This is a genomic window from Kitasatospora sp. NBC_01302, assembly GCF_035976515.1.
Taxonomy (GTDB): Bacteria; Actinomycetota; Actinomycetes; order Streptomycetales; family Streptomycetaceae; genus Kitasatospora.
Genome location: NZ_CP108404.1, coordinates 6,193,640 through 6,206,467 on the forward strand (window position 1 = coordinate 6,193,640; position 12,828 = coordinate 6,206,467).

8 protein-coding genes are annotated in these 12,828 nt (G+C 76.3%); 5 read left to right on the plus strand and 3 right to left on the minus strand.

Features of this window, described 5'->3' with window-relative positions; genetic code table 11:
- The first annotated feature begins 28 nt into the window (after nucleotides 1-28).
- The 3 genes from truB (at nucleotide 29) to OG294_RS27135 (ending at nucleotide 5,853) form a co-directional block, all read left to right on the plus strand.
- Nucleotides 29-934 carry a tRNA pseudouridine(55) synthase TruB gene (gene truB / locus OG294_RS27125; RefSeq protein ID WP_327069151.1) on the plus strand — a complete coding sequence of 302 codons (906 nt, stop codon included), beginning with the start codon at nucleotides 29-31 and terminating at the stop codon, nucleotides 932-934.
- 230 nt (nucleotides 935-1,164) lie between these two features.
- Nucleotides 1,165-4,869 (plus strand): serine protease, encoded by a 3,705-nt coding sequence (locus OG294_RS27130; protein WP_327069152.1) that lies wholly within the window; start codon nucleotides 1,165-1,167, stop codon nucleotides 4,867-4,869.
- A 39-nt stretch (nucleotides 4,870-4,908) separates the two neighbouring features.
- Nucleotides 4,909-5,853, plus strand: coding sequence for a bifunctional riboflavin kinase/FAD synthetase (locus tag OG294_RS27135; RefSeq protein ID WP_327069153.1), 945 nt, complete (start codon nucleotides 4,909-4,911; stop codon nucleotides 5,851-5,853).
- A 66-nt stretch (nucleotides 5,854-5,919) separates the two neighbouring features.
- On the opposite strand, the gene OG294_RS27140 is transcribed toward OG294_RS27135, so the two are convergent.
- The 3 genes from OG294_RS27140 to eccE form a co-directional block, all read right to left on the minus strand.
- A complete protein-coding gene (locus tag OG294_RS27140) occupies nucleotides 5,920-8,130 on the minus strand; it encodes a nucleotide-binding protein (protein WP_327069154.1) in 2,211 nt (736 codons plus the stop codon).
- 209 nt (nucleotides 8,131-8,339) lie between these two features.
- Nucleotides 8,340-9,107, minus strand: coding sequence for a hypothetical protein (locus tag OG294_RS27145; RefSeq protein ID WP_327069155.1), 768 nt, complete (start codon nucleotides 9,105-9,107; stop codon nucleotides 8,340-8,342).
- Nucleotides 9,107-10,375: a type VII secretion protein EccE gene (gene eccE, locus OG294_RS27150; RefSeq protein ID WP_327069157.1), complete on the minus strand. Its 1,269-nt coding sequence runs from the start codon at nucleotides 10,373-10,375 to the stop codon at nucleotides 9,107-9,109. The genes OG294_RS27145 and eccE overlap by 1 nt, the downstream gene beginning before the upstream one ends.
- A gap of 273 nt (nucleotides 10,376-10,648) precedes the next feature.
- Here eccE and eccB point away from each other — a divergent pair, with 273 nt between their 5' ends.
- Together eccB and OG294_RS27160 are read left to right on the plus strand one after the other, a co-directional pair.
- Nucleotides 10,649-12,223 (plus strand): type VII secretion protein EccB, encoded by a 1,575-nt coding sequence (gene eccB / locus OG294_RS27155; RefSeq protein ID WP_327069158.1) that lies wholly within the window; start codon nucleotides 10,649-10,651, stop codon nucleotides 12,221-12,223.
- A 201-nt stretch (nucleotides 12,224-12,424) separates the two neighbouring features.
- On the plus strand, nucleotides 12,425-12,730 hold the full coding sequence (locus OG294_RS27160) for a WXG100 family type VII secretion target (protein ID WP_327069159.1): 306 nt from the start codon (nucleotides 12,425-12,427) through the stop codon (nucleotides 12,728-12,730).
- Nucleotides 12,731-12,828 lie beyond the last annotated feature (98 nt).

The following is a 12,828-nucleotide window of genomic DNA, read 5'->3' on the forward strand; positions in this document are numbered from 1 at the left end:
GTTGGCAAACTGTGCAGAGAAAGAACTGATGAAGCGCAAGAGCACCGGCCCCGACGGCCTGGTCATCGTGGACAAGCCCGAAGGCATCACCTCGCACGGCGTGGTCGCCCGGCTGCGCCGGCTCGCCGGGACCCGGAAGGTCGGCCACGCCGGCACCCTGGACCCGATGGCCACCGGAGTGCTGGTGATCGGCGTCGAGCGCGCCACCCGGCTGCTCGGGCACCTGATGCTCACCGCCAAGACCTACGAGGCGACCATCCGGCTCGGCCAGACCACCATCACCGACGACCGGGAGGGCGAGGTCACCGCCTCGGTGCCGGCCGGTGCGGTCTCCCGGGAGGCGATCGACGAGCAGATCGCGGTGCTGACCGGCGAGATCATGCAGGTGCCGTCCAAGGTCAGCGCGATCAAGATCGACGGCAAGCGCTCCTACCACCGGGTGCGGGAGGGCGAGGACTTCGAGCTGCCGGCCCGGCCGACCACCGTGCACTCGTTCACCGTCCACGAGCTGCGCGAGGCGGTGGCCGAGGACGGCACGCCGGTGCTCGACCTGGACGTCACCGTGGAGTGCTCCTCCGGGACGTACATCCGGGCGCTGGCCCGCGACCTGGGCGGCGCGCTGGGCGTCGGCGGTCACCTGACGGCGCTGCGCCGCACCAAGGTCGGGCCGTACTCGGTGGAGTCGGCGCACACCCTGGAGCAGTTGGAGGAGCAGCTCACGGTGCTGCCGATCGGCGAGGCCGCGGCTGCCGCCTTCCCGCGCTGGGACGTCGGCGAGGAGGACGCGCGCCGGCTGTCGACGGGTGTGCGGCTGCCCGCGCCGGGGCTCGGGGTGGACGGGCCGATCGCGGTCTTCGGGCCGGGCGAGCAGTTCCTCGCCCTGGTGGAGGAGCAGGGCGGGCAGGCCAAGCCGGTGGCGGTCTTCGTCGGCTGACGCCGGAGACGCCGGAGCCCTGCTGGGCTCACCCGCCTCTGCGCTTGCCCGGTCTGCGCATGCCCAGGCTGTGCTCACCCGAACGGGCGAGCGCGCGAGGTGAAAGCCCGTGGTGAACGGTGTGGCCGGGGTCGCCCGGCCCACCACCCGGGCAGGCTCCTCGCGGCGAGCACGGCAGCGGTGACGGGCCCGAACGGGTGCCCACCGGGGCCGCCGGGGAGGGCAGCACGATGGCGGGTGATCTGCGGGGCGGCGGGCCGGCGGACCCGGACGGGGCGCTGGTCGCGATCAGCACGGGCGCCGGGCGCCCGCTCGGCTACGGGTTCTGGGCCGATGCACGCGGCACGGTGCTGACCGCCGACGAGGTGGTCGCCGAGCAGCCGGCCGACGGCGCGGGCCTGCGGGTCCGCACGGCCGCCGGAACCTGGCACGAGGTCGGGACGGGGATGCTGACGCGCTGTCCCGAACTGGGCCTGGCCTGGCTGACGGTGGCGCGGGACGGCCCGGAGGCCTCGGGAGGGCCGCTGCCGGTGGCCGAGGCCGGGCCGCAGCCCGCGACCGGGCCGCTCGCCGAGCCGGGGGAGCACGTCCTCGTCCCCGGGGCGCCCGCCGTGACGGGCGTGCTGCACGGCACGGCGGCCGCGCTGACCGCGGGAGCGGCGCCGGCCCGGCTGCTGGCCGGGGTGTTGCTGCTCGAACTGCCGCCGGGCCTTGCACCGGTTCCCGGCCTGCCGGTGCTGGACCCCGTCACCCGGGTGGTGCTCGGCCTGCTGGCGCCGGGCCTGCGCGGGCTGCCGGACGGGCTGACCGGCGCGATCCCGCTCGCCACCGCTCGCTCGCTGGGTCCGCCGGCCCTCGTCGACCTGCTCGCCCGCAACGCGGTGGCCGCACCGGCCTACGGCCACTCGCTCAACCTGGGCGGCGCCCTCGGGCTGACCGCCCGCCAGCTGGCGGCGGCCTGCGCCGGCCCGGGGCGGATCGGCGAGCTGGCCGCGGAGCGGGTGGAGCGCGCGGACGGCCTGGCCGGCGAGGAGCCGGCGGCGGTGCTGACCGTCCTGGTCGGTGAGCCCGGCAGCGGCGCGAGCACCGAGCTGGCGGCCCTCGCGGTGCGCCGGTCGGCGGGCGCCCGGCCGCTGCCCACCCTCTGGCTGCGCGGTGCGGATCTGCGGGCCACCGACCGCTGCCTGCGAGCGCCCCTGGGCCGTGCGCTGGCCGCTCTCGCCACGCGGGAACGGGAGCAGGCGCGGTCGGCCGCACCGGTCGACGAGGCGGCGGTGGCCCAGGTCTGCGCGGCCGCCGGGCGCCCCCTGCTGGTGGTGCTCGACGGGCCCGAGGAGGCGCCCGGGGTGCTCGGCGCCGCCTGGTGGGCGGCGACGATCGAGTGGCTGGTGGCCGCCCGGGTGCGGCTGCTGGTGGCCTGCCGGCCGGAGAGCTGGGAGCGGTACGGGCCGCAGGTCGAGGCCGGGCTCGTGGGCAGCGCCGGGCTCGGCGGCGGCCCCGAGTCGGTGCGGCTGCACCGGCTGCGCCCATGGTCCGGTGCGGCGCTGGAACTCGCCGTCCAGCACTACGGACTGACGACGGCCCAGGGAGTCTGGACGCAGCGGGCGGTGGACCCGCTGCTGCTCCGGATGGCGGGGGAGCTGCGGGCCGCGGGGGTGGATCCGGCGGGGGCGAGCGCGGCCGAGCTCTGCCAGGGCTGGCTCGACCTGCGCTGCCTGCGGATCGCCGAGCACCTGGCCCGGGAGGGGGACCGGCCCGCCTCGCACCGCAAGGGGAGTGCGCTGCGGGCAGCCGCACCGCTCGTCGCGCCGGGGCGGGTGCGCCGGCTGGCCGCCGTGGTGGCCGGGCGGGTGCACGAGGCCGCCCGCCGGATGCTCGGCGCGGGCCAGGGCGGCCTGGGGCGGTCCGCGTTCGAGGAGCTCTTCCCGCCCGGCGGCTGGGCCCGCGCGGTGCTGGGCGAGGGGCTCTTCGTCCCGGCCGGTGACGGCTACTGGCTGGCCCACGCGCAGCTGGCGGACTGGCTGCAGGGCACCCATCTGGACCTGGACGCCGCGCTGCGGCTGCTGCTGGCCGACGGCGAGGAAGGCGGCGTGCGGCGACCGATGCCCCGGCACCGGGTCGGCGCGGTGGAGGCGGCGCTGCGCGCCCTCGGGGAGAGCCGGGGAGCGGCGGGGCTGGACCCTTGGCTGCACCGGCTCTGGGACGCGCTGAGCGCCGCGGGGGCGCCCGAAGGCCCGGCCGGCGCGACGGCCCCGACGGCGGAGCTCGACCGGGAGCGGCGCTGGTGGGCGGCCCGCCTGCTGGCCACCGCGCTGCGCGCCAGCCCCGAGCCGGCGGCGCACCAGGAGCTGCTCCAGCGGATGGCGCAGCGGATCGCGCAGGCCGCCGCGAGCGCCGGCGGCTTCGCGGCCCTGGGCCGGGGAGCGCCGGACGGCCCGGCGCCCGTCGAACTGGCCCGGTTCGGGCCGGAGTTCTGGGACTCCCTCGCGCTGCCCGCCGACTGCCACTGGGCGCTGCTGCGCACGCTCAGCCGGGCGGACGGCCCCGAGCAGGGCTTCCTCGCCTCGGCCGCCGCCCGCCTCGCCGCCTCGGGGGCGTGGGCCTTCCCCCTGCTGTGCCGCTGGTTCGAGGACGGCCACGGGCTGCCGGCCCGCCCCGGCGGTACCGTCGCCGACCTCGCCCACGACCTGCTCTACGCCCACCGGGCCCTCGCCGTCGACGAGTTGACGGAGGCCCTGGTGGCGGTCGCGCACCCGCGCGCCGACGCGCTGCTGACCGTGCTCGCCGTGGAGGAGCCCTCCGCGCTCTGCCGCGCGGTCGACCGCTGGAGCCACGACCCGCGTCCCGAGCGCCACGTGGCCGCCGCCGTGCACGCGCTGCGCACCGCGCCGTACGCCACCGGCGCGGGGGTCGAGCTGCTGCGCCACGCCGCACTGACCCTGCTCGCCCGGGAGGCGGAGCCGGGCCTGCACGGCGCCGCCCTCGCGCTGCTGGTCCGCGATCCGGTCACCCGCGCCCGCCATCTGGCAGGCGCGCTGCGCGCGTACGCGGCCGACGATCCGTTCGTTCCGCCGGCGGCCCTCGCGGTGGCGCTGGCCACCGACGCGGCCGCCGTGCTCGACGCGTTCGAGGCGCGGCTGGCGCTGCCCGGCGGCTCCGCTGCCGCCGTGCTGCGGGTGCTCGCGGACGCCGCGCCCGGGGCCGGCGCGGTGGCGGCCCCGGGTTCGCTGCCCGACCCGGCCACCCGGCTGGCCGGGCGGCTGCTGCGGGCCCGGCCCGAGCGGGCCGAGCTGGTGGCCGAGTACCTCAACCGGCGGCTCGCGCTGGGGACGGCCGCCCGGGGCGACCTCACCGCGCTGCTGGGCGCGCCGCCGGGCGAGCGGCCGGCGCCGGTCCGGCGGGCCTTCGCGCTGGTGCTGGCCACCCCGGGGGCCGCGGCACCGGCGGCCCGGGCGGATGCGCACGCGGACGGGCCGGCGCCGGGCCCGGCGGCCGGTGAGCTGCTGCGCGGCGAGTTCCTGGACCGGCTGCTGGTCACCGAGCGGGATCCGGCGGTGCTGGCCCCCGCCCTGGAGCGGCTGGCCAACACCACCGCCCGCCAGGACCCGCAGCGGGCCCGGGCCATGGTGCGCCGGATCGCCGACGCCTGGGCCCAGGGCACCGGCGGCCCGGAGCGCTGGGACGCCCTGCTGGTGGGCTGCGCGGGCCGGGCCGCCGACTTCGCCCAGTTGCTCGCGGAGTGGCCCGCCGACTCGCACCCGCCCGCCGGCGGTCCGCTGCTGGCCCGGATGCGCGTGCTGCTCGCGCAGGGCCGCGACCCGCAGTACGCGGCGGCCGAGGCCGAGCGCACGGCCGTGCGGCCGGTCATCGCCGCGCTGCCGCGCGCAGCGGGTGTTCCGGTGCCGGAGCGCGGAGCGGCGCATGGCACGCTATAGGGGTTCGGGTTTGAGCTGTTGAGAAGAGGAGCGGTCAGGGTGCAGCGCTGGCGTGGCCTGGAGGAGATTCCCGGCGACTGGGGACGCAGCGTCGTCACCATCGGCTCGTTCGACGGGGTGCACCTGGGGCACCAGCTGATCATCAACCGGGCGGTCGCCCGGGCGCGTGAGCTGGGCGCCAAGGCCGTCGTGGTGACCTTCGACCCGCACCCGAGCGAGGTGGTGCGCCCCGGCAGCCACCCGCCGCTGCTGGCCCCGCACCCGCGTCGGGCCGAGCTGATGGCGACCCTCGGCGTGGACGCGGTGCTGGTGCTGCCGTTCACCGCGGAGTTCTCCAAGGAGTCGCCGCAGGCCTTCGTCCAGCAGGTGCTGGTGGACGCGCTGCACGCGCGGCTGGTGATCGAGGGGCCGAACTTCCGGTTCGGGCACAAGGCGGCCGGCAACGTCGCGCTGCTGGCCGAGCTGGGGCAGCAGGCCGACTTCGAGGTCGAGGTGGTCGACCTCCAGGTGCGCGGTGCGGCCGGCGGCGGCGAGCCGTTCTCCTCCACGCTGGCCCGCCGGCTGGTCGCGGCCGGTGAGATGGGCGCGGTGGCCGAGGTGCTCGGCCGGCCGCACCGGGTCGAGGGCATCGTGGTGCGCGGCGCGCAGCGCGGGCGCGACCTGGGCTACCCGACCGCCAACGTGGACGTGGTGCCGCACAGCGCCGTCCCGGCCGACGGGGTGTACGCGGGCTGGCTGACGGCCGACGGCGAGCGGATGCCGGCGGCCATCTCGGTGGGCACCAACCCCACCTTCGACGGCACCCACCGCACCGTCGAGGCCTACGCGATCGACCGGGTCGGCCTGGACCTGTACGGGCTGCACGTGGCCGTCGACTTCCTCGCCTTCCTGCGCGGGATGGAGAAGTTCGACACCGTCGAGGCGCTGCTCGACCGGATGGCCGCCGATGTGAAGCAGGCCAGGGAGCTGACCGCGACGGAGTGACGAGCCGTCACCACGACGCGACTGCGCCCGCCCCCGGACTCCGGGGGCGGGCGCAGTCGCGTGCGGTCACTGCTGAGGCGGCGGCGGGTAGCCGTAGCCGGGCTGCGGGGGCTGCTGCGCCGGATCGGCAGGGCCGGGCTGCGGCGCGGCCGGGGGCCACGGGCCCGGCTGCTGCTGCCCGGGGTTGACCGGCCCGGGTGCCGGCGGGTAGCCGTACCCCTGCGGCGGGGCCGCCTGCGGGCCGCCCGGCGCCGGGTAGCCGTACCCCTGCTGGCCGGGCTGCGGCGCCCAGGGCTGCCCACCGGCCGGGCCGCCGCCCTGCGGCGCACCCCAGGGCTGACCGGCCTCCGGTCCGGGGGCGCCGTACGGCTGCTGGGCCGGTCCGGGCTGGCCGGGCCACCCCTGCTGCGGCGCGCCGGGCGCCTGCTGCTGTTGCTGCCAGCCGCCGTTCGCCGCGGCCTGCTGGGCCCGGATGATGTCCTCGCCGACCAGGGTGGCCAGATCGAAGTAGGCCTCACGGACCTTGGGCCGCATCATGTCCAGGTTGACCTCGGCCCCGGCCGCCAGGCTCTCGTCGAACGGCACCACCACGACGCCGCGGCAGCGGGTCTGGAAGTGCGCGACGATGTCCTCGATCCGGATCATCTTGCTGGTCTCGCGGACCCCGGAGACCACGGTGATGCTGCGCTGGACGAGATCGGCGTAGCCGTGTGCGGAGAGCCAGTCGAGGGTGGTGCTGGCGCTGCTGGCGCCGTCCACGCTCGGGGTCGCGACGATGATCAGCTGATCGGCCAGGTCGAGCACTCCGCGCATCGCGCTGTACAGCAGGCCGGTGCCGGAGTCGGTCAGGATGATCGGGTACTGGCGGCCCAGCACGTCGATCACCTGGCGGTAGTCGGAGTCGTTGAAGGTGGTGGAGACCGCCGGGTCGACGTCGTTCGCCAGGATCTCCAGGCCGCTGTTGAGGTCCTGCGAGGTGTACTGGCGGATGTCCATGTAGCTGCGCAGGTGCGGGATGGCCGTCACCAGGTCGCGGATGGTCGCCCCGGTCTGCCGCTTGATCCGGCGGCCCAGGGTGCCGGCGTCGGGGTTGGCGTCGATCGCGATCACCTTGTCCTGGCGCTCGCTGGCCAGCGTGGCCCCGAGCGAGGTGGTGGTCGTGGTCTTGCCGACGCCGCCCTTGAGGCTGATCACGGCGATCCGGTAGCAGCTCAGCACCGGGGTGCGGATGATCCCCAGCTTGCGCTCGCGCTCGGCCTGCGCGGCCTTGCCGCCGAACTTCAGCCGCGGCGCCTGGCGCTGCTGCTTGGGCTGGTTGCGCAGCAGCCGGTCGGAGGAGAGCTCCACGGCCGCGGTGTAGCCGAGCGGGGCACCCTGCGCGGTCGGCTGCTGGCCGCCGGGCTGCTGGAAGGCGGCGGGCGCCTGCGGCACGGCCTGCTGGTGCGGGTAGGCCACCGGCGCGGGGTAGGGCTGCTGGCCCGCGGTGGGTCCGGGCGCGGCCGGGCCGGAGTGCGGCCAGCCGCCCTGGCGCGGGTCGACCGGACCCGCCTGCGGCACGCCGGGCTGAGCGGTGGCGGGGTGCTGCGCGACCGCCGGCGGCTGGCCCCACGGCGCGCCGACCGCCGGAGCGCCCGGCACGCCCGGCGGCACGGCCTCCGGGACCGGCTGCTGCTGCACGGGCGGTACCGGCTGACCCTGCTGCAGGTGGGGCGGGTACCCGCCAGGGGGGTAGGCGGCGGGGTACGCCTGCGCGGGCTGTGCGGTGGCGGGCTGCTGGCCGCCGGGCTGACCCGGGACGCCGCTCTGCGGCGGGCCGGCCTGGTACGCCTGCTGCTCGGCGCCCGGCCAGGCGGGCGCACCGGGGTGACCGGGCACGCCCGGGGCACCGCCCGCGGCGGACGGCGTCGGCTGGGGGGCCGGTGCCGGCTGGGCAACCGGTGCCGGCTCGCCGGTGGCCGGCGGTGCGGCGGCCACCGGTGCGGCGACCGGCGCCACCTGGTCCACCGGGGCCGGGGCAGGGGCGGGCACAACGGCCGGAGGTACGGCCGCCGGCGGGGCCTCGGCCGCGCCGCCCGGCCCGGCCTGCGCGGGGATCGGCGCAGCGGGGCTCAGCGGTTCACCGGTCGCGGCGGGCGCGGGCTGCGGCTCGGCCGCCGGTGCCGCCTCGCCCTGCGTGTACCAGGACGGGGGAGTGTAGTCGGGGGCGTCGGACCAGTCGTCGTCGTCCTCCGCCGCCGCGTTGTCGCCGACGTAGACGCCGTCCCGATCGCTGCTCACCTTGGGCTCCCTCGTGTTCGCCGCCGCTGGTCGCGGTGCCGTAGGCACAAGACTAGAACCTGCGGGTCGCCAGGTTGACTGCGCCGTCGCGACTCGTTGGACCTGATGGGGGCTCAGCCGTCGGCGCAACCGTGCGGGCACGGCCCCGCGGCGGCGTCACCGGCAAGGGTGACGGCGCCGCGGCGGGCCGACCGCCGACCGGGTACCGCTCAGTCCACCCGGCGGGGCGGTCCCAGCAGCTGGTGCTCGGCCGAGCCCGGCTCGGTGCGCACGTACTGGCGGTGCATCCTGGTGGCCCAGAGCGTGAGGTCGTCGCCCAGCTGCGGCAGCGCGGCCACGTCCTGACCGCTGAACGAGAGCACCCGGCCGATCAGTTCGGCCTCCGGCGGGGAGATGCGCTGGACACCGACCAGGTCGGCCGCGTTGAGCACCCGGGCCGCGTTCGGACCCAGGAACGGCAGCAGGGTCAGCGTGGACTGCCAGGGGGTGGCCGACAGGCGGCTGCGCGGCGGGCGCGGCCCGAGGTCGCGCACCACCAGGACCGGCGCCGAGACGGAGGCGCCCTGCGCGCCGAGCCGGCCGATCTGGTGCACGGTCACGCACGGCTGTCCGCCGCCGGCGGCCTGCGCCAGCTGTGCCCAGAGCTGGGGCCGGGCGGTCTCCACCGCGACCCGGGCGCCGGTGGCGGCGGCCCGCAGCGCGATCACCTGCGCCGTCCACACCCCGCCGACCAGCACCACGTCGTAGGCGGTGGGCCGGAACAGGCCGAGCACCGCGGCCTGGCGGTGCGGGTCCTCGCCGATCACCACACCGTCGTCGCCGACCGGGAAGGAGAGCGCGGCCAACTGCTCGGGGCCGAGCACGTGCTGCTCACGGCGCGGGCCGCGCAGGCCGAAGCCGGCCCGGATCCGGGCCAGCGGCGTGCTGCGGTCGGCGGGCTGCGGCCGGGTCTGGCCGGAGTAGGTCTGGTAGGCCATCAGGCACATCCCCCCAGAGGCAGGGTGGCGAGCAGGCCGGGCGCCTGCTCCTGGTCCAGCCGGGACAGGCCCAGGCCGGCGCTCTGCGCGCGCTGCTCCAGCAGCCGGCCGAACTGGGCGACGTCGGCCTCGCTGCGGGCCACCACCCGGACGTGGCCGCTGATCGCCGCCGCGTCGCCGGTACCGGCCCGGGCGGTCAGGCTGAACACGCTGGCCAGCGCGGGCGTGCCGGTGGCCAGGTTGACCAGGTCGGGGGCCGAGACCCCGGCGCCCGTGCCCGCCGAGCGGCTGAGCTGGGGCCACTTGGAGATCCAGTAGGTGGTGTGGAAGCGGTCGTCGACCCGCCAGAACCGGCTGCTCTCCTGGGTGCGGCGGGTGCCGCCGCCACCGCTGCCGGTGCCCTGACGACCGGCCGTGGCCAGCGGGTTGGCGCAGGTGGCGATGGACAGCGCGCCGATCAGCTGGCGCTCGTCCAGCGCGGTGGCGGTGAAGCCGGCGCCGTTGAGCCGGCCGGCCAGCTGGTCGGTGACCCGCTGCAGCGCCTTGCGGGCGCCCTCCTCGCCGCCGCCGCGGGCCAGCACGGCGGTGGCCGCGCGCTCCGGGTCGAGCTTGAGGGCGACCCAGGTCAGGCGCAGTGCGGGGGTGCTCAGCCCGTCCGCGAGCTCCTGGTAGGCGCGGGTGGCCAGGGCCTGCTCGGGCAGGTGCGGGGCCGGGGCGGGCTGGGTGTGCTGGAGCACCTGGACCGACTCCAGCGCGATGTCGTCCACCTGCAGCGCCGAGCAGACGATGTCCAGCGGCAGCGGCAGCGCGGTGCGCATCGGGCGCAGCGGCTGGTCCTTGGCCTGCACCAGCAGCACCGAGGTGAGGAAGGTGCCGTCGCCGATCATGCCGGTCTCGCGGCGCACCGGGCGGCCCGCGCCGACGTCGGTCTCGGTGGCGTGGGTGTAGGTGCGCAGCGCCGGTTCCAGTTCCAGCGCGGGCGCGAGGCCCGGGTCGCTGCCGGCCGGCGGCAGCAGGTTCGGTGCCTCGCGGCGGCGGGCGCGGTGGGCCGAGCGGATCCGCAGCGCCTCGGGCAGCGTGCGCCCGCGCACCGGCACCACGGCCAGCACCAGCAGCAGCACGGCCGGCACCGCGAGGGCGCCGGCCGTCGCGCGGTTCACCGTCCAGCCGACCGCGACCAGCGCCGCGGCGACCTCGATCAGCACCAGTTGCTGCAGCCGCAGCCGGCCGCCCAGCAGCCCGGGGCGCGGGTGCACCCGCACCGGCACGGGCGCCGGGCCACCACCACCGTTCTCCTGGACTCCGGTGGGCTGCGGGGGAGTCGTGCCGCTCGGGCGGTTCCCCCTGCCCCGTGCCGCCCTGCGTCGCCCTTGCGCGGTCTGGCTTGGCATTCCCCCGCGTGACCCTCTCTGATTCGCTGTCACGGCCCGGTTGGCCGGGTGCTGAACAGTACCCGTACCGTACTCACGTCTGCCGCATCGTAGAGGGTCGCCAGGGACCGGAGGCGAGCGGGCGGCCGTAACAGGGGAGGGCCAAGCACGATGGCATCACGCAGGGACGAGTTGAACGCCTACACCTTCGCGCGAAAGCGCACCGTGGGCGCCTTCCTGCAGCCGGCCGGTGGTGGAAGCGACGAGGACGCACCGCGCCCGATCCGCGCGGTGCTCCCCTCGCTGGTGATGGCGGTGGTGGCGGTGGCCGGCTTCGGGCTCTGGGGCCTGATCAAGCCGACCGCCCCGCAGGGCTGGGACAACGGCAAGAACGTCATCCTCGGCAAGGACTCGACGACCCGTTACGTCGTGCTGACCAGCGCCGACGGCACCAAGATGCTGCACCCGGTGCTCAACATGTCCTCGGCGAAGCTGGTGCTGCCGGCCGACTCCAGCGTGGTCATCGTCGCCGACTCGGCGATCGACAACTACAAGGCGCACGGCCCGACGATCGGCATTCCGTACGCCCCCGACAAGCTGCCGAGCGCCGCGGACGCGGGCACGGCCAAGAAGTGGTCGGTCTGCGACCGGCCCGGCTCCGACGACTCCCACCCCAACCAGGGCGTCTTCGTGACGGCCGGCGCGGACGCGGCCACCCTGGCGCGGCCCGACCGGATGCTGAACGCGAGTCAGTCGCTCTGGGTCCAGGCGGTGCAGAAGAACGGCGCACCGGGCACCCAGTACCTGGTGGACTCGGCGGGCCGCGGACACGTGATCGGCACCCCGGGCATGTCGGACTCCGACCTGCGGGCGCTGCGGATCGCGCTCTTCGGCAACCAGGCCAAGCCGGAGCAGGTCACCGACGACTGGCTGGGCACGCTGGATCTGCAGGGCAGCGCGATCGGCTTCCCGCAGGTGCCGGGGATGACCGCCGCCAAGACCCGCTCCAGCGTGCAGCTCTCCGACTCCAGCCTGAACTACGTGGGCCGGCTGGTCAGCTCGCAGGGGACCTACTACGTGGTCGGCACCGACCGGCTCTACCAGGTGACCCCCTTCGAGGCCGAGTTGATCCGACAGGCCCCGATCACCGGCTACGCCTACGACCAGGGCAACCCGACCGTCACCGAGATCACCCCGGCCGACAACGCCCGCTACGGCCGCGACTTCGACACCTCGGGTCCGATGGCCAAGGTGTCCGACTGGCCGACGGCCAAGCCGGTCGCCCCGGTCAACGGCGGCGACCCGGCCGCCGCCCGTCCGGTGATCTGCTCCACCCTCGAAGGGATGAACGGCGGCACGGCGCAGCGGAGCGTGTGGGCCGGCACCGACTTCCCCGCGGCCTTCGTGCCCGGCTCGGCCAGCGCCTACGTCAGCCCGGGGCACGGGCTGTTCTACCGCGCGGTGGACGCCTCCGCCCAGGGCTCCGGCAGCGACTACCTGGTCACCGAGACCGGGCTGCGCTACTTCGTGCCGGCCGGCAACGACGGCCCCGCCTCCGGTGCGTCACCGACCCCGGCGCCCTCCGCGAGCCCGCCGTCCGACAGCCAGCAGCAGGTCAACGAGGCGCAGGCCAGGCTCGGTTACAAGGACACGACGCCGGTGCTGGTGCCCAGGGCCTGGTCGGACCTGATCCCGGCGGGCCCGGCGCTCAACACCAAGGCCGCGCTCCAGGAGCAGACCTCCTGACCACGGCAGTTGATTGCAGGTCAGTGTCGGTTGCGCCAACGTCCGGCGGATCGTCATGGGTTGGTAACCAAACGGCTCCCGATGTTGGGACTGTCGGCGCTGTTGGCTACAGTGCTGCGAAGCATCACACCGTGGTGTCGTCCGGGTGGGCAGGGTGACCGCACAGCCGGAATGAGTCTGTCTCATGGGGGACGGTGGATTATGGCTGGTCAGTTCACGACGACCGCTGAGGAGATGCGGGCCTTCTCGGGCAAGATCACCGAGGTCAACTCGCAGATCCAGGGGGAGCTTTCGAAGCTCAACGCGCTGGTCGAGTCGATCGCCGGCGGCTGGCAGGGTGCGGCTGCGACCGCCTACCACCAGCTGCAGGAGCGGTGGAACGAGGACGCGACCGCGCTCAACAAGGTGCTGGACGAGATCCGACAGGCGATCGACGCCACCACCTCGAAGTACTCGGCCACCGAAGAGGACCAGCGCTCCTCGCTCAGCGGCGTCCAGGGCGCCTGACGCTCCGCCGGCCTGGCCGGCACGCAGCTGCGCGGCAGCGCATCAGCCGGGGCCGTCCCGGAGGGGCGCCCCGACCCACCTCTTCTTGAAAGGGAGCC